Here is a 24027-nt window from a genome sequence, read left to right on the forward strand (position 1 = left end):
CACTACTAAAAATTAAAGTGAAAAAGACTCTCCGCAAGAACAGCTTCTTACGGCATTCGGATTTATAAAATGGAATCCCTGTCCCTGCAAGCCATCAGAATAGTCCAGATTTGTACCTGCCAGATAAAGAAAGCTTCTGGTATCCACTACAACTTTTATTCCATGCGCCTCAAACTCCTTATCCTCCTTGGTGATCTCTTTGTTGCTGTCAAAATCGAGATCGTAGGTTAACCCGGAGCAGCCACCGCTCACAACAGATACACGCAACGGTGTATCTTCTGAAATATCCTGCTCTTTACGGATTTGATGAATGCGTTTGGCCGCACGATCACTGATTGAAATAGACATGGTTTTTCCTGCTTTTAAAAATCGCTATATACTTCTCTGATTCAATTAAACGGAGATAACCTGAATTTCAGGATCGATCCGTTTTACCATGCTCTCAATGGCGTAAAGTGTTCCCGAAGTGGCTGTTGGACAAGTTCCACAAGCGCCCTGGTAGTGTACCTTGAGACGATTTCCGTCAAGTCCTAAAATTTTCAATCCTCCGCCATCGGCAAGCAAATAGGGTCTTACCTGCTCATCCAGCATTTGATTTATCTGCTGAAGCCGCGGATCGTCTGTATCCTGAACTTCCCGGGTAGCATGTACTTCTTCATCTTCTGCCAGATCCAGCTGAGGTGTGGCTTCCCGAATTGGAGGTGCCAGTTTTCGGAGCAGTTCAGACCAAACAGCATTTCCATCCTGTGTGACAGTAATATACTTATCTACGTAGTAGACATTGATAACATGCTCAATTTCAAAGAGAGATCTGGCCAATTCATCATGCTCAGCCTCTCCACTGTTTTCAAATGATCTGGTTACACCGTTAGTTAAAGGCTCTCCCAATACAAATCGCATCGCATCGGGGTTTGGTGTGCGTTCTATTTCTTTAATTTTTGGCATGGTTTATCACCTTTTTTGTGGTAAAAACGATTTAAATGAGAGATTATTTAAAATTGGTTTAAATATAAACGGTTCATTATTCAAAAAAACTCTTGGCGTATCGAATAGCATCAATGAGCCGGTCTACTTCCTCTTTTGTGTTGTAAAAAGAGAAAGAGGCTCTTGCTGTAGAGGGAACATCAAAACGTTTCAAAATGGGTTGAGCACAGTGATGACCCGTTCGTACGGCTATTCCTTCCTTATCTATGATTGTTCCAATATCCGTTGCGTGAATTCCATCAATTACAAATGAACAGACAGACGCCCGATGATCGGAATCACCGATAAATCTCAATCCTTCAATTTTCTTCAGTTCAGATACAGCATACTCTACCAGTTCCTGTTCCCGGTCTGCAATATTTTCCATTCCTATCTGATTCAGATAATCAATTGCAGCACCGAGGCCTATTGCCGCAGCGATTGGCGGTGTCCCGGCTTCGAACCGAAACGGTGGTACGTTGTAAGTCGTCTCTTCAAATGAGACCTTATCAATCATATCGCCGCCACCTCTGTATGGAGGCATAGCTTCCAGCAGTTCTTTTTTACCGTAGAGAATTCCAAATCCGGTCGGTCCACACATTTTGTGGGCTGAAAAAGTAAAGAAATCACATCCGATCTCCTGCACATCCACTTTTTGATGCGGCACGGACTGTGCTCCGTCTACCAGCACCGCTGCGCCTTGTTCATGGGCAAGCTCAGTAATCTCTTTCACCGGGTTTACGGTACCGAGAGCATTTGAGACATGTACCACTGCAACAATCTTTGTTCGATTACTCAGCAGGGATTTATACGCTTCAAGATCCAGATCACCGGAATCAGTCACCGGAATCACTTTGATCTTCGCGCCGGTTCGTTCTGCGACCATCTGCCACGGCACAATATTGGCGTGGTGTTCCATTTCGGTAAGGATAATCTCATCTCCCTCCTTTAAAACAGATCCGCCGTAACTGTTTGCCACCAGGTTGATGGAATCCGTCGTACCGGTGGTATAAACGATTTCATTCTCAGAATCTGCATTGATGAAATCCCTGACCTTTTTACGGGTCTCTTCGAAAGCATCCGTCGCTTTCTGGCTAAGCGTATGAATACCACGATGAACGTTTGCATGCTCGTGTCTATGGTAGTCATCAATGCGCTGAGCAACCTGCACGGGCATCTGGCCGGACGCAGCATTATCCAGGTAAACCAAAGGTTTTCCATTGATTTCCTGATCAAGAACAGGAAAATCCTTCCTGATTTTCAAGAAATCGATTGCCGGTATGGTTGTAGTAGCTTGTGGCATAATAAACTTATAAATACTATTTAATCTCTTTGTACCGAGATTTGGTGTGTGTTAATTCAGTTTCATCATTTACTCAAACTTGATAAACACACCCCTTAATCCCCTCTCAAGAGGGGAAATTTTAGGCTGTCACTTTCGCAACATTGTTTGCCTTGGTATATCTGTACACTTCATCAATCAGAAGTTTGTGCACAGATTCAACTTTCATGTTTTCTATCGTTTCAAGAGCAAAAGCGTACGTTAGAACCTCTTTCGCCTTCTCTTCAGTCATTCCCCGGCTTTGGAGATAGAACACCTCTTCCGGATCCAGCTGACCAATAGTAGCACCGTGCGAACAAAGCACGTCATCAGCAAATATTTCAAGCTGAGGCTTTGTATTCACCAATCCGTCATCAGAAAGAAGCAGATTTCTGTTCTCCTGAAAGGAATCGATTTTCTGGGCGTCACGGCGTACAAAAATCTTACCGTTGAAAATGCTGTGCGCCTTGCCGTTTACAACTACTTTGTGCAGCTGGTGACTATTTGCATGAGAAAATCGGTGATCCATTACAGAGTGTGTATCTGCAATCTGGTCTCCGTCAATCAAAACAAGTCCGTCAAGGGTAAAGTCAACTTCCTCATCTTCCTGAACCACTCGCGGTTCATTTCTGGAAAGTTTGGCTCCCAGCGTAATTGTGTAGGAGTGATACTCAGCATTTTTCTCAACATAAGCGATCGGGCGAGATACGTGCAGTGCGCTTCGGTTATCCCGCTGAATACGAACGTGGTGAATGTGCGCTTTTTGCTTCACCTTCACCTCACAAACCGGTATGGTCATGTATGAATTTTCTGACAATCCGATGTGCTCTTCAATAATCGTAACGTCCGACTCCTCTTCAGCCACAACCAGCATCCTCGGAGTAGCGATGAACGCCTGCTTCGAGTCTGTATAGAGATTCAAAATCTGAATCGGCGCTTCTGCTTTAGCCCCTTTTTCAAGATGGATAAAGGCTCCATCTTCAAACATCAAACCGTTAAACGGTACAAAAATGTCATTTTCGTAGTTAACCAGTTTGTTCAAGTACTCTTCCGTAGCTTTGTGATCTGCATAATCAGCCAGATTGCCGAAAGTAACACCATTGCCCAAACCGCCAATTGAAGAGTACTTCTCCTGATAGGCTCCGTTGATAAATACCAAACGGCTTCTGTCTGATTCAGGAATATAATACTGTTCGATATCTGCAGCGGGAAGTGTTCCTGCTTCGCTGAAAGGTACAAAATCTGTTCTTGTGAACGGTTTCAGATCTGTAAATCTCCACTCCTCAATTCTTTTGTGAGGGAAATTCGTTGTATTCAGATCCTGAAAACTCTTCTCACGTATCCCGGCCCAGTTCTCACTTTCCGGTGAGTGCTTTGATAGCCGGTGCAAAAATGATGGTTCAACCTTAGTAGGATGTGCCATTACTTTGCCTCTCCATTTACGGTTGCATGTGATTCCAGCCAGTCATAGCCTTTCTCTTCCAGTTCGAGAGCCAATTCCTTCTCTCCGCTCTTCACAATCTTTCCATCAATCATTACGTGTACAAAATCGGGCGTAATGTAGTTAAGAAGACGCTGATAGTGTGTAATAAGTACAACGGCATTGTCTTCGTTTTGAAGCTTGTTAATACCGTTTGATACAACCTTCAATGCATCGATGTCCAGTCCGGAATCTGTCTCATCAAGAAGTGAAAGCTTCGGCTGAAGCACGGCCATCTGGAAGATCTCATTTTTCTTCTTCTCGCCGCCTGAAAATCCTGCATTTACACTTCTATCCAAAAACTCAGGGTTCATATCAATCAGATCAAGCTTACCCTTTAAATAATCCTCAAATTCCAGAGGATCTAATTCCTCACGTCCGCGAGATGCGGCAATTGTGTTATATGATTCCCGGAGCAATGTGTTGTTTGTAACACCGGGCACTTCTACCGGATATTGAAAGGCGAGAAAAACACCTTTATGAGCTCTTTCATCCGGATCGAGTTCTAAAATGCTTTCGCCTTCAAACAAGATATCACCCTTTGTTACTTCATATTCCGGGTGACCGGCCACAACTTTTGAAAGGGTACTCTTACCGCTTCCGTTTGGACCCATTATGGCATGAATTTCTCCTTTATTCACTTTGAGGTTTACTCCCTTCAGGATCTCAATCCCTTCACCCTCAACTTCAACATGTAAATCTTTAAGTTCTAACACGATTGTATTTTTTGGTTTTATTTGTTTTTTAAAATGATTGTATCCCCTCTTGAGAGGGGACAGGTCTGTAAGCGTTTAGCGGCAGACAAAGGGTGTGTTCATTTTGGTTTCCATGGCATGGATTTCAATCTTCAAAACACCCCTCCCTCCAAAACGTCGTCTCCTCTCAAGAGGGAGATTTACTATTACCCTACACTACCTTCCAGTTTAATACCCAGCAATTTGTTGGCCTCTACTGCAAACTCCATTGGGAGCTCTTTCAATACTTCTTTCGCAAAGCCATTTACAATGAGTGAAATTGCGTCATCTTCACTGAGTCCTCTCTGCTGCAGGTAAAAAATCTGATCTTCACCAACCCTGGAAGTCGTCGCTTCGTGCTCAACTTTTCCGGTTGGGTTTGCAGATTCAATGTATGGGAACGTATGCGCTCCACACGTCTGCCCTATCAGCATTGAGTCGCACTGCGAATAATTCCGGGCGTTGTCAGCTTTCTTACTGAATTTAACCTGGCCACGATAGCTGTTATTAGACTTACCGGCTGAAATACCTTTTGAGATAATTGTACTCTTGGTGTTCTTGCCAAGATGAATCATCTTGGTGCCTGTATCTGCCTGCTGCATGTTATTTGTAACAGCAACAGAATAAAATTCACCGACTGAATTATCACCCTGAAGAATCACGCTTGGATACTTCAATGTAACTGCTGATCCTGTTTCGAGCTGAGTCCAGGAGATTTTTGAATTATCTCCGCGGCATGCTCCACGTTTTGTAACAAAATTGTAGATACCGCCTTTACCCTCTTTATCACCGGAATACCAGTTTTGAATCGTAGAGTATTTAATCTCAGCGTTTTCAAGTGCCACAAGTTCAACTACAGCGGCATGAAGCTGATGCTCATCATACATCGGAGCAGTACATCCCTCGAGGTAGCTTACATGACTGTTATCTTCAGCGATAATGAGCGTACGCTCAAACTGTCCGGAATTCATGTTGTTGATCCGGAAATATGTGGAAAGCTCCATCGGGCAGATCGTATCTTTCGGCACGTAGCAGAAAGATCCGTCAGAAAATACAGCGGAATTCAATGCTGCATAGAAGTTATCGCGGGCCGGTACAACGGAACCCATATATTTTTTCACCAGCTCCGGATGATTCTTAATCGCTTCTGAAATTGAGCAAAAAATTACACCCGCTTCAGCAAGCTTCTCTTTAAATGTGGTGAAGATAGACACACTGTCAAATACGGCATCGACAGCAACACCGGAAAGTGCTTTCTGTTCTTCGAGAGGAATTCCAAGCTTCTCGTACGTTTCACGAATCTTGGGATCAACCTCATCCAGACTATCTAATTTAGGTTTATCCTTCGGTGCCGAATAGTACTGTAACGTATCAAATTTCGGCTTCTCGTAGGTTGCATTAAACCAATCCGGCTCCTCCATCTCTGTCCAGGCTCGGTATGCCTTCAGACGGAATTCAGTCATCCACTCCGGTTCATTCTTTTTTTCGGAGATCAGCCGTACTACATCCTCATTAATTCCTTTGGGAAATTCTTCGTATTCAATATCGGTAGAAAAGCCATACTTGTACTCTTCACCGATCATTGTTTCTAGAGCTTTAGTCTCACTCATGTTTATCTGGTTTGAAGCTTAACTGTTATTTAATTCTTGTAGTGTAACACTCGAAGAAAGTCTGGAGTTCTCTCGTAGCGAGCATTTTCTAAACTATCTTTATTTGGAATGAATAAAGATAAGCAAAAAGAGCGCGTTCTTAAAGCAAAACTCGAGTTGCTATAAAGAACGCATTTTAACGCTTTAATCTCCAATCGAATGAAGTTATAAAGCCGATAGGAGTAAACAAATTAGCCGGCCTTTTCGCTTATCAGTGAAGCCACACACGCGGTGTTTACAATATCATCCACTGAGCAGCCTCTTGATAGATCCATAAACGGTTTTGAAAGTCCCTGTAGAATCGGCCCGGTTGCCGTTGCTCCGGCCAGACGTTCCGTAATTTTGTAGGCAATATTTCCTGCGTCCAGATTTGGGAAAATGTAGACATTAGCTTCTCCTCCAACTTCAGAGTCGGGCGCTTTCCGCTTGGCTACTGAGGGAACAAAAGCCGTGTCGAACTGAAGTTCTCCATCCATTTTCCACTCAGGCTTTTTTTGTTTTGCTTTTTGATACGCTTTCTGAACCAGCTCCACTTTTTCATGCTGGGCACTTCCCTTTGTAGAGAAAGAGAGAAATGCGATCCTTGGCTTCTCCCCGGTCAACAGACGATGTGTATCACCTGCATCAAGAGCTATCGAAGCGAGCTGATCTGAATCGGGATATGGAACCACCGCGCAATCGGCATAAGTAAACACATTACCGTCGGGCAATTCCATCAAGAACGTACTTGAAACCAGTTCAGAACCTTCAGCTACCCCCACTGTTCGGAGAGCTGACACAATCACCTGGCCTGTTGATGCAACCGAGCCGGCAACGGCAGCATCGGCTTTTCCGATATCGAGCATCCACCCTCCCGTAAAAAGGGAATTCAGGCTTATCTCGCGAAGCTGTTCATCCGTTGGGTTTTTGTGAGCCAGCTTCTTTTTGAAATATTCAAACTTCTCATCATCAAACTCTGAATTCTTATACGGTTTGATGACAACGGAATCCGGCAGATCCACTTCATGCTTATCCGCCAAAGATGAAATTATCTCTTCATTCCCCAAAAGAATCGGTTCTGCAAGTCCCATACCGCTCAATATAGCCGCGGCTTTCAGTACACGCGCATCAATCTCCGCTTCCGGAAGAACGATACGTTTTTTGTTGGATGATGCTTTTTCTCTGATCTCTTCTTTTAAACTCATATCAAATAAATAGTAAGATTGTAATTATTGTTAGTACAATTCCTGTCCACTGAATCCTCGTCAGTTTATCACCCCATTTCAGAATTCCCAGCAGAGTACCGCCCAGTACGGTGAGCACATTTACACTGCTGTAAACAACAGCCCCATTCATGCGTTCCAACGCTTCAATCAGGAAGATAGCCGTGTAGAGGTTTGGAATTCCAATTGCGATCCCCAAAACGATCTCGGGACGTCTTAGCTTGAAATTCCCTCTTACTGAAACTACAATCAATCCGATTAAAAATGCAGTAAAAAACACAATTCCCATGAAGTGCTCTTTACCCAGAATTGAAGAGAACTCTACCTCATAAATTTTTAGCGATGAGTCACCCAAACCGGTTCCGACAAAAAGCAGTACCAGCAACCACGCTACACTAAACGGTTCTCTTAGCATTTTTCGCTTATTGGGCAGCAGCATGAAAAGTGTCACAAATACTAAAACTACTCCAACCCATTGACGAAAACTCAGCAGCTCCAGATACCAGGCTGTGGTTAACAGCACGGGAACAATAAGAGAAATTCGCATGGCCGCCACACTGATCCCAACTCCGTTATGATGAACAGATTTGCTGTAAATAAAAAAGTTGGCGATAAAGATGACCCCAACAATCGCACCCAGGGCAATCGCATACATCCCCTCTGATAGGTCCAGCCGGCTGATCTGATCAAAACCGGTAGTTGATGCCGCGATAATGGTTGCGGTTAGATAGTTTACCGTCAGCACTCGAAGGGTGTTGAGTTTCCTGTTTTCTGCAACCTTTAAAAGATGGGCAATAAGTACTGAAGAGGCTGCACAGAGTATGATATACAACCAACCTGTTATCATTGGGCTAAATTCAGATTCAAATTCCCAAATGCCTGAATATCCTGTGGCTGATCGTGGAGGCGTCTGGATGTGTAGTCTACGTTTCGATCGAGATGATTTACTAAATCGGACATTCTGGTTTTCCGCTGTTGTATCGCCTCCGCAAGAAAGTAGTTGAATATGGAGTGCCTTTTATTTCCATCCAAGATACCTGTGTAGATAGAAGATTGTTGTCCCGGGCGATTACTGAACACGACTACTGAATTTGGCAAATCCCTCAAAATATTATTGGCCGTACGCTGCAGTAAACCCGATGATCCATTTCTATTGATTCCATTTGAAGTCTGCTGATCACTGACAGAGTAGTCCAGGTCAATAAAGAGAAAGAGCGAGCCCGGATTCATTCTCTTCAATTCAGAAAAGATCTCTGTGATGGGTAGTAACGTTTCACCCTGACCGTTATCAGTAATCAAATGAATGGCGGGCTGATTGTTCCGCTCCCGAACAGCTCCGAATCCGCTTAGATATACATAGAGTGATCCATCCCCTTCCATTCCTTCAACTTCATCCAGCTGAGATGAAATTTGTTGCTCTGTAATGGTAGTGATCTGTGCATCTCGTAACCTGAATGAGGTGTTCAAATAAGCCTCAAATAGTTGATGATCGCGCTGCAAATACTGTCTTTGGTCAAAACCGTTATTTAAACCGTTTGATATAATGAGGCCTCTGTCTGATGAATTATTGGGTTTAAGCACAGGCATTGAGTGTTCAACGTCAATTTCTCCAAAAGGAAGTTCAGCAAATTCAAATACCAACGCTGATCCCGAATCTGCCGTACTCAGCCATTCGATACTGCCACTCTCTTTTCGGACAAAGTACTCGCTGCCTTCATACTGAACACGATAAAAATCTTCTGCATCATCATTCATCAGCTCCAGAAAGCTGCCTTGCCCCACTTCGGTTACAATATTCAAATTCCCGCCCTCAGGCGTACTTCTAAGATTGGCTACCAAAGCGTTTATGTTCAGATAAGGAGCCAGAAACTGAGCCGTTGGTATGATAAAATCATCGTCTAATCCGTCGTGACTCAACCGAACCCTTATTTCTGAATCCCTGTTAATTTTGCCACGCATCTCATCAGCAAAGGAGCCCAAATTCAAATCAAGTTGCCCATTTTCTGCAGGTACTTCTTCCTGAGAAAAAAGAGTTTCATCCTGAAGAAAAATATTAACGTCAACGAATACTGAATCGTCCGGCTGTATCATTACGGAATCTCTTCTTGCCTCTACCCCACTCTGCCTCATCAGCTTGGTTTCACCGGTATAAATAGGATCACCTGTTGATTCGAGATTTGTAAAAGACAGAATCGAGAGCAATCCTGCAGAAAGATTCAGTCCTATTTTTTGTGTTACAGACGCACCCGATAAAATAACACCGGTGTTTGCGGCAACCACAGCAGTAGCTGCACCCGCAATTCCCAGGAGCACGAAGCCCCATTTTGGCTTATACTCTTGAACGGTTCTTTCAACCCGAACTCTTTCGGGAAATTCAAGATCTTTAATTTGATAGAGCTGAAATTTGGCAATGGGTTCGTCTACCGTAGGCCGGCTGTCTAAAATATATGCTTGACGGTCAGACACCACACGTGGCTCGGCTGACCCATCAACGGCATTCTGATCCGTTACAACCCATCTTGTAGTCGTACAGGAAGTAAAAAAAATGGTAAATAAGATGAGTGTAAGTAAACTTCTCATAGTTCAAGATCAGAGTGAAAATACAGCTCCGAATGAAAACAGGTGTCTCAATTTAAAAGAGTCCTCCATACCGGGCTCAGATAGCCAGAACGGAAGTTCGTATTTAAAAACAAATCCCCGGGGTTTGCCCAGGTAATCCGGAATATTCAAAGATAAGGAGAATCCGGCTCCCGCATCAGCGAAGAGATCATCGGGTTCATTTTCGATGAGCTCAAGTGACCTTCCGGCATCAAAAAAGAGATAAGATCGGAAGCTTAAAAACTCGCTTACATAGGGTATACGGTTAAATCCCAAAGCTATTGGATTGAAGTAGTCAAATTCGGCATTTACGGAAGCGATGGAGTTTATTAAAAGTGGAGCTGCAAATACATTAGGATCGCTGCTTGAAAACGTATCCACATCCTGACTCGTGTATCCTCTCAAATTTGCACCGCCGGCAATCTGGAATTTACCACTCTCCATCCAGGGCTGCGGAATGGTACCCTTTGCCCGGGTTACGCCATTATCAATGGTTTGAATAGCCGGAGCACTGCTTCTGGAAAAAAGATATTCAGGATCGGCATTCGAGGACGCCATGCCGGTGAAGAGTCGCAGGTTCACTCCCCAATACTCATGGAATTTCACATTTTGAATAAAGGATCCTTGAAACTGAGTGTAGAATTCGTTCAAATACTGGAAGCCGAGAGAAGCATCAATTTTGTACCAGCCCAGGCTGTTATCGTTCTTCAATTGGCCCGAAAGCGTTGATTTCAGTTTGTCCTGATCACTCCACAATGCGGGAAATGCAGCGTATTCGTCGTCAAATCTTTTTTCGTAAGAATGAAACAGACTCAACTCACGGTAGCGGCGCTCATCAAATCCCTCCTGCCAGCGTTTGTTCAGACCCAATCCGTGGCGATGATATCCTGTACGTACCGAGGTAATTGCCTGATAACTTGCTTCACTGCCAAAATCCGACCAGCGATCGATAGGATTAGTATAGGAAGCATAATAGGAAACCGGCAGATCAGGGAACCAAGTGCTCAGCCACAATCCTGCGTCAAGGCGATGCGGTCCGTCTTCGAAGGTACCGGGCACCTGACCTTTTACTCGAACGCCAACCCGTATCCCGTCCACATCGTTATACCATAGATCCGGAGCCGGAATCAACTCATAGCTTGAGGAGGATTGAGCAACTGAATTTGCAGGAATAATCCAGGCGGTAAATAAAATGAGTGCAGATATTAAGAAGTAGAAACGATCCAATCTTCAAGGATTTCATTTTCGGTTATAATGGATTCTGTAAGCTTCAAAAGCCGTTGTTGTTCCGGCCAGCTGATACGACGAACTGCCTCTTCTAACGAAAGCCATTCATATTCGGTATGTTCGTCATCAAGAATAGGTTTTTGGCCCGCTTCAATCTCAGCGGCAAAGGCAGGAATGTGATGAACCGTATCGCTTTTGTGTTCATAAAACGTATTGACAGAAGGTATAGCCCAAAACTTTACAGGCACTAAACCGGTCTCTTCTTTCAACTCGCGAAGTGCTCCCTGCCAGGATGTTTCATCCGGCTCAACTTTACCGCCAACCATTCTCCACTGACCCTGATAGATTTTTCCTTTGGCACGCTTGAAAAGTAAAAACTCAGGCCGGTTCTCAACTATCCTGTAAGCATATAGGTCAATGAGTCTTTTTTTTGACATTAGGTTTTCACCCCACCTGATCTTTAAAATATTCCATGGTCTTTAAAAGGCCTTCTCTCCGGCTTACCTTCGGTTCCCAGTTTAACACCCGCTTAGCCTTGGATACATCCGGTCGTCGAATCTGGGGATCATCCTCAGGCAGTTCCTTAAATGCTATTTCACTTTTACTTCCCGTAATTTCGATGATCTCCTTTGCGAAATCCAATATCGTGATCTCTTCCGGATTTCCGATGTTTACAGGCTCCGACTCGTCACTCATCGCCAGTTTATAAATTCCTTCAACCAGATCATCTACATAGGTAAACGATCTTGTCTGTGAACCGTCCCCAAAAACCGTAATCGGCTCGTTTTTCATAGCTTGCCGGAAAAATGTTGGCAGTGCCCTTCCATCCTCCAATCTCATCCTGGAACCGTACGTATTAAATATGCGGGCAATACTTGTGTCAATTCCATGATAGCGGTGATAGCCCATGACCATCGCTTCAGCAAAACGCTTGGCTTCATCATACACGCCTCTGGGCCCCACCGGGTTTACATTGCCCCAGTAATCTTCATTTTGAGGGTTCACCTGCGGATCTCCATAAACCTCGCTGGTTGATGCAAGCAGTAACTTGGCATTTTTTGCCTTTGCCAGTCCAAGTGCCTTGTGAGTGCCCAGTGAGCCTACCTTTAGCGTTTGGATTGGCATTTCCAGATAATCAATGGGCGATGCCGGAGATGCGAAATGCAGTATAAGATCCAGTTCACCGGCAACAACAATGTAGTTTGTCACATCATGTTTGATAAACTCGAATCTATCCTTCCCTATCAAATGGGAAATGTTTGATTCTGCTCCTGTGAGCAAATTATCCATACAGATTACATCCCACCCATCATTATAAAATTTATCACAGAGATGAGATCCTAGAAATCCGGCTCCGCCGGTAATGAGAACACGTTTACTCAAAGTATTACAGATTGTATAAAATTATCAGAACTGTTTTAGAAGACGGCATCAAAAGTTTTTCCATTTGATGCCGCCAGAAAAATTGGTACTCAGACCCTAAGCATTCACAGATGGCCGGCCTACGCTAATATAGGTCAGTCCGGCTTCTTTCGTGCGCTCCAGATCGTAGAGGTTTCGCCCGTCAAAGATAACCGGCTCCTTCATTAGTTTAATGAAGTTCTCCAGCTCCGGTCGTCGAAACTCATTCCACTCGGTGCAGATCACCAGGGCGTCTACATCTTTCAGAACCGCATCCCGGTCGCTCATAAATTCAATATGGTTCAGGGCATCTTCGGTTGCCGCCTCTTTAAAGGTTTCGATCGCTTCGGGATCGTACGCCTTCATGCTTACGCCCAGCTTTCCGAGGGCATCAGTAATGTAGAGCGATGGCGCCTCGCGGATGTCATCGGTTTCCGGTTTGAAGGACAATCCCCAAACGCCCACAGTTTTTCCTTTCAGGGAATCGCCGAAGTGTGTTTTCATCTTCTCCACGATGGAGACTTTCTGGGATTCGTTGACCTTCATCACCGAATCGAGAATTTTAAAATCGTAGCCCAGCTCGCCGGCGGTGTGGTGTATCGCCTGAACATCTTTCGGAAAGCAGCTTCCGCCGTATCCGATGCCGGCAAAAAGGAATCGCTTGCCGATTCGCGAGTCGGTTCCGATACCGCGGCGGACATTATCCACGTTGGCTCCCACGCGCTCGCAGATATTGGCAATCTCGTTCATAAAGGTGATTTTGGTCGCCAGCATGGAGTTGGCCGCGTATTTGGTCAGCTCACTGCTGCGCTCGTCCATAATAATGATCGGGTTGCCGCTGCGCACAAACGGCTCATAGAGCGTCTGCATCATTTTGGCTGCCTTCTCACTGCTGGTACCCACTACCACGCGCTCAGGATACATAAAGTCTTCCACGGCAGCTCCCTCTCTGAGAAACTCGGGGTTGGAGACCACATCAAATTCAACATCGGTTTTAGCCGCGATCTTATCGCGTACCTTGTCGGCTGTTCCAACCGGAACCGTGCTTTTATTGACAACTACTTTATAGTCGGGATATTTATTAAACAGATCCCCAAGCTCGTCGGCTACATTCAGCACAAAACTCAGATCGGCCTGGCCATCGGCGCCCGGAGGCGTTGGAAGGCATAAAAACAGGATATCACACTTCTGAAACGTATCTTCCAGGTCGGTGGTAAACGAAAGTCGTTTTTCGCGAATCGAGCGGTCAAACACGCGGTTCAGCCCCGGCTCGTAAATCGGCACTTCGCCATTTCGCATTCTCTCCACTTTCTTCTCATCGATGTCCACGCAGATGACATCATTACCGCTGTCGGCAAAGCAGGTCCCTGATACCAGGCCCACATAGCCGGTTCCAATAACTCCTATTTTCATGTTATAGTCGCTCTATTTTTTTGATTTCCAGTTCAAGTTTTCCGGCAGGCACGTCAACTTCAACAACGTCTCCCACCTCTTTCCCGAGAATGGCCTGACCGATTGGGGAATCGACAGAAATTTTTCCTTGTTTGAAGTCCGCCTCATCTTTGGAGACAAGTGTATACTTCATCTCCTTATTGGTTTTTTTATTCAGTATCGTAGTAGTAGATAGCAGATACGCTTTCGTATCATCAATATCCTTTTCATCGATAATACTTGATGTTGCCAATGTATTCTCAAGTTCGGCAATGCGTTTCTCAAGATATCCCTGAGCCTCTTTGGCTGCATCGTACTCTGCGTTTTCACTCAGGTCGCCCTTCGCTCTCGCTTCCGCTATCTCTTCGGCAATCTCCTTGCGCCCGCGGGTTTTTAAATCTCTTAGTTCTTTATCAAGCTTTTCGTATCCTTCTTTGGACAGATAATTTTTCTTCATGCTAACGTTTACATCAATTTGACTTAGTTAAAATAGAAATAGCAGTATTTCTACTGCTATCATCGAACAATTTTTCGGTAACTATTTAGATATGTAAAAATAGGATGTTCCGCACTGTTTTCCCAACCTGAATTTTACAGTACAACTTTGATACCGTTTGAAAATCTCTCTCTCATCTACCAATCCTTTTTCAGCCCGTCATAAGTCTCAACCTCTTCTTTCAATTGATTGTGAAATGAAAACAGTGGCTGCATCAGCCGTTCCAGCTCCTCGCCGGAATAGTCCATCTCTACAAAGTGTGCATTCTGACGTTCAATCACCTTTTGCTCCTCTTCGAGCCGGTTTAATGCTTTTTGATGCTCCTTTTCTGACCTAATCATAACAATCCTTTATTTTATGATTGTAATCATGCCTATTTCTTTGCCGGTTATTCGATCTTTTCGGGGGGCAGCCGGAAACATTAATATTTCATAGCAACTGGGGAACTATCGCTTGTATTCTTCTACCGGCTTTCGTTTTTCTGAAGAATCCCTGCAGGGTCAATGACCGGTAATATTAAACGTTCGGCCATTGTGCCCCGGCTTTTCTCATAAAATACTCCACGCATGGTAGAGTAGCTGATACTGAAAAGAGTGACTACAAGTTGATCAGGCAGAGTAAATGTCTCTTCATCCTCCTTTTTTAAAACAGTGCCCAGCTCATGAAACTCAAACTCAACCATGAAAATCAATTCGGCAATCAACCTGGGATTTTTTTTACCGGTTGTAAACCGTGGTTTGAGAATAAAAGCAAATTTTTCACTCTTTGGGTTAAAATCAATATTGGTTTCCATTGAAAAATTGATTCGCTCTGTTGGAATCGACTCTTCCGGCTTCTGGAATGTATAACCCAAATCTTCCAGCTTTGAAATTTTGAAACGAACATTCTTTTCTTCTGCCATTGGTAGTTGTTCTGAACGTTATGCTGCTTGCGGATGATTTTTTTTGTCGAGACTCTCTTCCGTCATTAGATAGCTTTCCCGGTAACCTTTAACAGAAAAAGACCGAAATTTCTTCTCTTCAGGAATAACTTCCACTACTTCGGATAACAGTTCATCCAGATCGAGTTGGAATTTTTCCGAAATAGGTAGTTGTGTAATCACAAAACCTTTCCGGTTCAGCTCCTTTTTATAAAATTTTGGTGCAACAATCACCTCCATATCAAGGGCATCTTCGATCTTCACCAGAGTTTCCAGTGTTGGGTTGGCATGACCGCTTAGTATAGTGCTGACACGCTGCTCCGACACGCCGGATTTTTCAGCCAACTCACTCTGAGTCCACCCTTTTTGCTGCAGCAGTTCATAGATCTGAGCCGCAACATCCATCTGTTTCTTTATAAATCGTCTTTTCATATTTGACCCATGTTTATAGTAATTGTGTATCAATTATCGGGATAGCGAATATCCTGAAATTGTTCCAAAGGAAAATTCAAGTTGCCGGTAATTCGGTTGATTTTTGTATCGAATGAAATTTCATTTCGTCTCACTCTTTTTTGGATACAACGAAACACGTATTGAAGGTCTTTTACGCACCGGTACAGATGTGGATCTTCCTGGTACGTATCTGCATTCTTGATCCCGCCATTACCAAGGATAAGTATCCGGTCATTATAGCGCAGTCCATACCACCTCAGCTGTTTGGGTTTAACGGTTTTGATGGCTACGACCCAGTCATTGCGTTTTCCTTCCTCAAGTTTAAGCATTGGAGGCAAAAAGAGATGTTCCTCCAACATATATTCTAGACGCCAGTTACTGTCTTCAAACGATTCAGGTTCTTGTTTGCTTTGTTGATCTATAAATTTTTCCGGTTCGGTAAGCTGTTCGCCGTTAAACCATACGGCATAACAAACAGCCTCCTCTCCCTTCCTAAACAGTTCTATGTTGAAAGATCGTTTCAACTATAAGTGAATATTTTGAATTTGAATATACATTATTTCTTGATATGAGCAAATAATAGATTCCAAGCTCCTTAAGTAAAAGTTATAACCGGATTAAATTTTTAAAGCCTCATTGACACAACTTCATAATTCAACATTCATCATTCTGCGGTTCGATATTCTTTACACCTCAAAACCCACCCGGCACCAGATCCAGCTTTTTGATACTCTCATGCATATATACATTGAGAAACGAAATTAATCAGATCAGTGTGAGTTTCTCAATTTGTTTAGTTTTAATTGTTGGAAGATAAGATCAATTGCTTCTATAAAACAGATATACATCACTATTGTATTTACTTCTATACCACCGCTAAGATACGTCAGCCCAATAGCTAAGTACCAAATTGCTTTTACCAATTAAGAGTATCCCATATTCCAAATGTATTCTAACCATCTTAATGGTAAATACATGGCAAATGAATATGGCAAAATAACCATACCAATATTCGTAATATAATCTCCAATTTGTTCAAGCATCAGTTATCCTTCCCCTCCACAACCCCAATCTCCTCCTCACTCAACCCATACAACTCATACACCAACCGGTCAATCTCGGCTTCCAGTTCGGTAGTATCGGCTTTGGGATTTTCTTTTTTTTCGGTAAGGATCTTGTTAACAACAATATTTAAATCATTTTGTATGATTCAGTAATCTTTAATGGAAAGGTTTTAAACTCTCCGATTCTTACTTTTCGGAAATAAATCATCAAACTCATTCCTTGTCATATCTAAAATAGACCATACCATTAATATTGAATCAAAATATACCTAATACATATTTTGGATCAACCTTTTTATTACTAGACTATTGCTATGTATAAACTTCTATCAATGATATACATCTTCTTCAACTAAGTGCACAACATAAACCTTTCGCCTAGAATTTCTCTGCATTACAATCCTTTGACCTGTCAAAAAATTTAGGATCGCGAGGAGCTGCTAACCATTCTCCATAGCTAATGTAAGTGTTTTTTATTCCATTTTGTGATAAACCAATCAATATGCTTTCCCTTTATTTCAGGTACATAGTTTTCATCTTTTTTATGATCTGAATGATAAACTTTGTTTTTAATTAACATCTTGTGACTTTGTCCAGCGATATTTATCATATGGATTTACCCCTCTGGTTATATCGAATAAATCTTCTAAATTTTTACTTCATCACCTCTAACTTTATCCAAAATCTTTTGAGTCAAATTCATCATTACTTCCACATCAAAAATCTATCCTTATCATTATCTGCAAAATCTTAGTGCATTAATCTCATGTTTAAGTTATAACCTCCTTATTCATTTGAATAACCATAACTTTTAATGATTCTACTGTTGCTAAAGATTTTTCTGCTATGAATATTAAGGTATCAACATGTAGCCTCCTCAAATGCATCTTGCAAATATTAGGGTTGATAGAAATCAAGTGAATATTTCTAAAACAAAATTCTCTACACTGTTAGACATGGTCAGATTTTTCAGCCATGAATTTGGTGTAATAAAGCTGATATATGAGTCCTTTGCTTTAATTAAATCTGCAACTCTCGTTCAATAAAGAATACATACAAGATCCAATTGATATTCGAGCTGTTTCATAATTGATTCGTAAATAATTCTTTTAAGCTTTCGTCGATAAGATACTCTGCTAAAATAAGGCGGATTCCCAATCACCACATCAAACCCGGTAAACCGTCCCTCCTCATCCAGCACTTCGGGGAATTCAAACCGCCACTCAAATGCTTCGTTGTAAAAAGCGCCGCTCTCCTCTTCAGCTTTCTGCTCTTCCAGTTTCCTCAGTTTCTTTTTCTGTGTCTTAATCTCTTTTTTAGTGAATTTCACATCGCCAAAGAGGTCGTCACTCTGCATCACCTCCAGCTTGCCCCTTGCTTTGGAGAGTTTACGGTTTATCGGGCGGTTGTTGGTCAGCGTGGTGGTGTACTCCTCTTTAATGTCGTCAATCAGCTGCTGTAAGCGCTGCTTTTCGGTGCGGTCGCCCGTCTGCTTGTAACTGCGTACTGCTTCTTTATAATCTTCCAGGGAGTGGTCGCTGTTTTTAAACACGACGCTCAGATCACTGTCCAGCTCAAAGCGGCTCACCAGCGAGTTGCCCTGTTTGATGTTGATGTCGATATTAGGAAGAACTTCCAGCTCCATATAATCACTTTCCGGAGTGTAGAAGGCTCGTTTCAACAGTTCAATCCAAAGACGAAGGCGGCAAATTTTCACTGAATTGGGGTTAATATCCACCCCAAACAGGCAGTTTTCTATCAGATAACGTTTTTCGTGAAAGAGTGTTTTCTGTACCCGTTCCAATTCAGATGAGATCTTACGAGAATTCAACGTTGTCCCTTTCCATGAATGGGATACATCGTACTCAAACAGCTCCTCATCTCCCCAGCTAATGATCAGCTCATCGTTTTCAACAGTGACTTCTACACCGCGAAGAACCTTCCCGTCCGTGTCACACAAAATACCCAGCTCACTTTTAATGGCAATCAACTCATTGAGGCATGACACCAGAAAGTGCCCGGAACCCACGGCCGGGTCACAAATCGTAATGGAGTTAATCAGCTCGTTGGCTTCCGCAATAGAGATATCCCGGCCGATTTTATTATAAATTTTCGCAAACGTTAATTGGGCTTTTGCCTCTTGCGCGTTTTCGCCCTCACCCCATTCCCCTCTCCCGCGGGAGAGGGGTTTAGGGGAGAGGGCCGAAATGGCAATTTCCTTCAAAACAGCCTCTGTATCTTTAAAAACCTCCTCATTTGAAAACCGGATCACACGCACGCCAATATCATTTAAAAACTGTTCACGTTCTTCATCCGATGCTCTCTGTTCATCGGTATTGTGATACTCACCATCCAACTCTACAGCCAATTTCTTTTCGTGGCAGTAAAAGTCCAGAATAAAACCTTCTTCAATTGGGTGCTGGCGTCTGAATTTAAGATCAAGAAGTTGTTTATTCCGAAGTAGTTGCCATAGAACATCTTCTGCTTCAGTTTGGTTTTTGCGGAGATGACGTGCGTTTTGAAGAAGAGATTCCGGGAGCTTTATTCCGGGTTCTGACGCTGACATACCGCGTTTTTCACCCTCACCCCGAGTGAGAGGGGTTGGAGAGAGGGCCGAAAACCTATCCACAACCGCTTTTCTCAACGTCTCCCGGGCCATATACTCGGTAATAAAGCCCGGCGTGTAGAATGAGCCGTCTTTATAGCCGTTAATCTTCTCAAAAATCAGGCCCAGTACAGAAGCATTAATCAGGCTTTTGCTTTCGTCGCGGATCTCTTCCGAGCCTTCGGCAGAAAAATCATACGCTTCCAGGAATTGGAAGAGGTAATCCAATGTGTTGAGTGTATCACCGCGCTGATTGGTGAGCACACTTTTGCTGTAGACCGGTATTTCTGCATGATCATCCAGCCCGGAAATACGTGTGGTCTGATGTTCCAGTGAAGAGACATCAAAAAGGGAGCTGTTCAGATAGGGTATATGGCCAAACTTCTCGTTTACGTCATCCGACCGGTCTTTCTCCCGGCGTGCCAATACCTGGAAAAAGAGCTTATTCAGTTCATCCAGGCTATCAATTACCCGATAGTTCAAAAACTTAAAATGCTTGTCATGCCGATGGTAGCGGTAGAGCTGGGCTTCCAGAAGTTTTAAGAACAATATCCGGTTCATCCAAGTGATGGAAAGCTCCATCGCCACGCTGAAAAGTTGCTCATCTCTGCCGGCTCCGTAACTGCTCAACGACTTACTTAATGTGGAGAGATGATCTTCCGCATCCAGAATCCGAATGGTGTTTTCAATAAACGATCCGCGATTCCGGTTCTCCTCTGATGCCCGCTGTATATAGCGAGTGCTGCCGTCTTTGGTCTCTTCAAGGCCGAGAATGTAAAGCAGCTCACGATAAAATTCCTTGTTCAGACTGTTGCTGTCGTTGGCAAACGGTTCCTTAAGTAGGTGCGTGGGTGTAAAGAGCTTGTAGATCGGGATCAGCTTCTTTTCATAGTCGCTGTCCTTCTCCCCTTTCAAAAACTTCCGGGTTTTATCCAGCGGCAGCCACAGCCCGTTGATGGAGATATCCTGTGCATCGATAAACTTGGAGATCTCTTTATACATGAAATCGTTATTGGACGATACCTTACGGTCACTTTTCCACTCTTTCCATGTTTTCCGCAATGCGGATGGTTTATAAAAACAGCGCTCGAACTCCTGGGCATCAAAGATGAACCAGTTGTCCATATCGGTGATGATGATATGCTTCAGGTCGCTGTTGTCCTGCACAATTCGCTGCTCCAGGTAATAGAGAACCGCCTCATGCATCGCTTTGCGGTTGATCTGCTCTTTGTTAATCATCTCAGCGGCATTGCCCGGCCGTTTTGCTTCAATCAGTACCCCAACCGGATCTTTCCCCTTTTTCCCCGTATGAATGGCCATGTCGATACGGGCACTGGTATTAATGAAATAATCTTCAAAACCAACTTTGTTAAAGAAGGTGGTCAAAAAGTTCTTAAAGTGCTCTTCATGCTCGCCTTTGTCTTTTGCAACCTCAATGGCATTATGGAGCTCTTCGAGTGCATCTTTAAACAGCGTAAAAGAACCTCTCTCAATGGGCTCCTTCAGAAATGCCTTGTTGATTGTTTTTCTGACGGTTTTGGAGTCAAATTTCATTCTTACCCTTTCTGTAGAATAGATTTATACTCTTTTCAAATAAAAATACAATCAGCTTAAAATAACAGAAACTATGGAAATGAAAAGGGTGTGCTGAAAATAGCTGATTATTCAAAAGTTAATCTAAATATGTACACTCAATTCAAAAAGATTATTTTATTACCTATTAGAAATCTAATTTCCAATTCTTCTTTGAAATTTAGCACTGGAGCGTGCTACTTTTAAACACTCACTCATACCAAACATTTTAGCCACATTTTTTCCAAAAAAATAAACATTTTGAAAAAGCTCTCAACCAAAGAAATATTAAAGCAAAATCTGGAACGTACATCACCTCTTCGCAAGAATTTTATTCTGTGGCTTCACGACATAAGAAGTCTTCACAATGTGGGAGCCGCTTTCCGCTCGGCGGATGCTTTTGGAATCAAAGAGCTATGGCTGTCGGGATTTACGCCCACCCCTCCCCGGCCGGAAATTACCAAAACCGCCATCGGTGCTGAGGAAAATGTAGAGTGGAAACAGATCGAATCACCGGCTGAAGCGGCTGAATCACTAAAATCAAATGGCTACCGGATTATCGGCCTGGAGCAGACTACCACCAGTACGCTTCTTCATAATTTCAAACTCCCATCGGATAAAATATGTTTGGTATTGGGAAACGAAGTCACAGGAATCGGAGATGAAATGATACCACATCTGGACGCAAGTGTGGAGATCCCTCAATTTGGAATGAAGCACTCACTGAACGTATCGGTTGCCGGAGGAGTGGCTCTCTATGCATTTTTTGAAAAATTCACTCTGCGAAAAGAGAGTTAATCAATAAAAAGCTTTATTGGTAATTTAACGCCACAGACCTTAATTTCAGCGGCCTGAACCAAGTATTAAAAGAATTTATGTCGAAACGAAAATTAGTTACTTCTGCACTGCCCTACGCCAATGGTCCGATTCATCTCGGGCACCTCGCCGGAGCCTATCTTCCGGCCGATCTCTATACCCGGTTTCAACGGCTCAAAGGTGAAGATATCATCCATATTTGTGGCTCTGATGAGCATGGTGTTCCTATCACTATCGCCGCCGAAAAAGAGGGCGTAACCCCGCAGGAAATTGTAGACCGATATCACGAACGTAACAAAGCCGTTTTCGACAAGTTTGGAATTGACTTTGATTACTATGGACGTACAAGTTCAGAAACTCACAGAAAGACCTCTCAGGATTTCTTTCTCAAACTTTATGAGCAGGGCGTATTCAAAAAGAAAAGTCAGGAGCAGTATTATGATGAAGACGCCAACATGTATTTACCCGATCGCTATGTAAAGGGAACCTGCCCGAAATGCGGTCATCCGGAAGCGTACGGAGATCAGTGCGAGAAATGCGGATCCTCCCTCTCTCCCACCGATCTGATCGATCCTGTAAGTGCCTTGACCGGAAATAAGCCAATCTTAAAATCAACCGAGCATTGGTTCATCCCACTCGGAGATTTTCAGGACAGACTTCAGGAGTGGATCGATTCCCGGGAGAACTGGAAACCGAATGTTGTGGGCCAATGCAAGAGCTGGCTCGATGGCGGTCTTAGCGATCGCGCCGTAACCCGCGATCTTACATGGGGCGTACCTGTTCCTCTGCCTGATGGTGAAGGAAAAGTACTCTATGTTTGGTTTGATGCCCCTATCGGCTACATCTCCGCCACAAAAGAGTGGGCCGAGGAGAAGGGTGAACCCGATCTCTGGAAAACCTACTGGCAGGATGAAGAAACCTCACTGGTTCACTTCATCGGAAAAGATAACATTGTATTTCACTGCATCATGTTTCCTGCCATGCTGATGCAGCACGGTGAGTTTGTTCTTCCCGAAAATGTACCGGCCAATGAATTTCTCAACCTTGAAGGCCGAAAACTCTCAACATCCAAGGGATGGGCGGTTTGGCTGGAGGAGTATCTCGACTATTTTGAAGCCGATCTGCTTCGCTATGTACTGGGCACTACCCTGCCGGAAACTAAAGACTCCGATTTTTCATGGAATGACTTCCAAAGCCGGGTGAACAGCGAGCTGGCTGATATTCTCGGAAATTTTGTATTTCGCACACTCAGCTTTACCGAGCGATTTTTTGACGGGGCCGTTCCGAAACTGAGCAATCCAACAGAGCTGGATCTGAACACACTCAAAGAGATTGAAAATCAGAAACAGAAAATTGAGAATGCGTACAACTCTTACAAATTCCGTGAAGCCATTGCAGAGACAATGCACCTGGCTCGAATCGGAAACCGATATTTTACAGAAACAGAGCCGTGGAAAACCCGAAAGGAGAACCCGGAGGCCTGCGGCAATACGCTGAACGTTTGCGTGCAAATTTCCGCTGCTCTCTCTATTCTGTTTCACCCGGTGCTTCCGGCAAAAATGTCTCAATTGAGAAAACAGTTGGGTGTTCCCGATACACTACAGTGGGATGATGTAACGTCAGATCTCATTCCGGCCGGTCAGATTGTTGAACAAGGTGAAATTCTGTTTGAAAAAATTGAAGATGAAGCCGTTCAGGAACAGGTTGATATTCTGGAAAAACGGGCTGCAGAATCTGCCGGAACCAATGAAAAGGATTATGAGCCGCTAAAAGAGACCGCCACATTTGATGATTTTGTGAAGCTCGATTTCCGTGCGGGTAAAATAACAGATGCCAAGAAGGTCAAAAAATCAAAAAAACTGCTCAACATTACCGTTGATCTCGGTTTTGAGAAGCGTACGATTCTATCCGGTATCGCAGAATTTTTTAAAGCTGATGAGATTGTAGGCCGCTCGGTGGTTGTTGTGGCAAATCTCGCCCCTAAAAAGATGATGGGCGTTGAAAGCAACGGAATGATCCTGATGGGTGAAGACACTGAAGGCAAACTCCACTTCGTTGAAACAGATGCGGAACCCGGAAGTCCGGTAATGTAATTT

Annotated in this window: 21 protein-coding genes; 2 read left to right on the forward strand and 19 right to left on the reverse strand. The window is 43.6% G+C overall.

The genetic code is table 11. The features are described from left to right. Positions 1–12 precede the first annotated feature (12 nt). The 19 genes from U5K35_RS14385 to U5K35_RS14475 all read right to left on the reverse strand — a co-directional run bounded on the left by U5K35_RS14385 (position 13) and on the right by U5K35_RS14475 (position 21097). Positions 13–348 carry an iron-sulfur cluster assembly accessory protein gene (locus U5K35_RS14385; RefSeq protein ID WP_322572190.1) on the reverse strand — a complete coding sequence of 112 codons (336 nt, stop codon included), beginning with the start codon at positions 346–348 and terminating at the stop codon, positions 13–15. A 45-nt stretch (positions 349–393) separates the two neighbouring features. Beyond that, positions 394–945, reverse strand: coding sequence for a NifU family protein (locus U5K35_RS14390; RefSeq protein ID WP_322572191.1), 552 nt, complete (start codon positions 943–945; stop codon positions 394–396). A gap of 76 nt (positions 946–1021) precedes the next feature. Continuing rightward, positions 1022–2266 (reverse strand): cysteine desulfurase, encoded by a 1245-nt coding sequence (locus tag U5K35_RS14395; RefSeq protein ID WP_322572192.1) that lies wholly within the window; start codon positions 2264–2266, stop codon positions 1022–1024. A gap of 121 nt (positions 2267–2387) precedes the next feature. After that, positions 2388–3707: a Fe-S cluster assembly protein SufD gene (gene sufD, locus U5K35_RS14400; protein ID WP_322572193.1), complete on the reverse strand. Its 1320-nt coding sequence runs from the start codon at positions 3705–3707 to the stop codon at positions 2388–2390. Continuing rightward, complete coding sequence (gene sufC, locus U5K35_RS14405) at positions 3707–4480, reverse strand: Fe-S cluster assembly ATPase SufC (RefSeq protein WP_322572194.1); 774 nt, start codon at positions 4478–4480, stop codon at positions 3707–3709. Before sufC ends, sufD begins: the two co-directional genes overlap by 1 nt. 185 nt (positions 4481–4665) lie before the next feature. Further along, entirely contained in the window at positions 4666–6108 is a 1443-nt protein-coding gene (sufB, locus tag U5K35_RS14410; RefSeq protein ID WP_322572195.1) for a Fe-S cluster assembly protein SufB, read from the reverse strand. Positions 6109–6338: 230 nt separating this feature from the next. Next, entirely contained in the window at positions 6339–7331 is a 993-nt protein-coding gene (gene pta / locus U5K35_RS14415; RefSeq protein WP_322572196.1) for a phosphate acetyltransferase, read from the reverse strand. Position 7332: 1 nt separating this feature from the next. Continuing rightward, positions 7333–8196: an EamA family transporter gene (locus U5K35_RS14420; protein ID WP_322572197.1), complete on the reverse strand. Its 864-nt coding sequence runs from the start codon at positions 8194–8196 to the stop codon at positions 7333–7335. After that, positions 8193–9929 (reverse strand): hypothetical protein, encoded by a 1737-nt coding sequence (locus U5K35_RS14425; protein ID WP_322572198.1) that lies wholly within the window; start codon positions 9927–9929, stop codon positions 8193–8195. The genes U5K35_RS14420 and U5K35_RS14425 overlap by 4 nt, the downstream gene beginning before the upstream one ends. 9 nt (positions 9930–9938) lie before the next feature. Further along, entirely contained in the window at positions 9939–11174 is a 1236-nt protein-coding gene (locus U5K35_RS14430) for a hypothetical protein (protein WP_322572199.1), read from the reverse strand. Next, a complete protein-coding gene (locus U5K35_RS14435) occupies positions 11153–11611 on the reverse strand; it encodes an NUDIX hydrolase (RefSeq protein WP_322572200.1) in 459 nt (152 codons plus the stop codon). The genes U5K35_RS14430 and U5K35_RS14435 overlap by 22 nt, the downstream gene beginning before the upstream one ends. A 7-nt stretch (positions 11612–11618) precedes the next feature. After that, positions 11619–12557: a UDP-glucuronic acid decarboxylase family protein gene (locus U5K35_RS14440; RefSeq protein ID WP_322572201.1), complete on the reverse strand. Its 939-nt coding sequence runs from the start codon at positions 12555–12557 to the stop codon at positions 11619–11621. 96 nt (positions 12558–12653) lie between these two features. Beyond that, positions 12654–13988: a UDP-glucose/GDP-mannose dehydrogenase family protein gene (locus tag U5K35_RS14445; RefSeq protein ID WP_322572202.1), complete on the reverse strand. Its 1335-nt coding sequence runs from the start codon at positions 13986–13988 to the stop codon at positions 12654–12656. A 1-nt stretch (position 13989) separates the two neighbouring features. Further along, complete coding sequence (gene greA / locus U5K35_RS14450; RefSeq protein ID WP_322572203.1) at positions 13990–14463, reverse strand: transcription elongation factor GreA; 474 nt, start codon at positions 14461–14463, stop codon at positions 13990–13992. Positions 14464–14639: 176 nt separating this feature from the next. Then, positions 14640–14843, reverse strand: coding sequence for a hypothetical protein (locus tag U5K35_RS14455; RefSeq protein WP_322572204.1), 204 nt, complete (start codon positions 14841–14843; stop codon positions 14640–14642). Positions 14844–14965: 122 nt separating this feature from the next. Next, positions 14966–15403 carry a hypothetical protein gene (locus U5K35_RS14460; RefSeq protein WP_322572205.1) on the reverse strand — a complete coding sequence of 146 codons (438 nt, stop codon included), beginning with the start codon at positions 15401–15403 and terminating at the stop codon, positions 14966–14968. 18 nt (positions 15404–15421) lie between these two features. Next, positions 15422–15853, reverse strand: a complete 432-nt coding sequence (locus tag U5K35_RS14465) for a helix-turn-helix transcriptional regulator (RefSeq protein ID WP_322572206.1) — start codon at positions 15851–15853, stop codon at positions 15422–15424. 29 nt (positions 15854–15882) lie between these two features. After that, entirely contained in the window at positions 15883–16398 is a 516-nt protein-coding gene (locus tag U5K35_RS14470) for a hypothetical protein (protein ID WP_322572207.1), read from the reverse strand. Positions 16399–17977: 1579 nt separating this feature from the next. Continuing rightward, entirely contained in the window at positions 17978–21097 is a 3120-nt protein-coding gene (locus U5K35_RS14475; protein ID WP_322572208.1) for a DUF559 domain-containing protein, read from the reverse strand. Positions 21098–21376: 279 nt separating this feature from the next. On the opposite strand from U5K35_RS14475, the gene U5K35_RS14480 reads away from it, so the two are divergent. Further along, positions 21377–21913, forward strand: a complete 537-nt coding sequence (locus U5K35_RS14480; protein ID WP_322572209.1) for an RNA methyltransferase — start codon at positions 21377–21379, stop codon at positions 21911–21913. A 77-nt stretch (positions 21914–21990) separates the two neighbouring features. After that, positions 21991–24024 (forward strand): methionine--tRNA ligase, encoded by a 2034-nt coding sequence (gene metG, locus U5K35_RS14485; RefSeq protein WP_322572210.1) that lies wholly within the window; start codon positions 21991–21993, stop codon positions 24022–24024. Positions 24025–24027 lie beyond the last annotated feature (3 nt).

Origin of the sequence: Rhodohalobacter sp., from assembly GCF_034521535.1 — a bacterium.
Lineage (GTDB): Bacteria > Bacteroidota > Rhodothermia > Balneolales > Balneolaceae > Rhodohalobacter.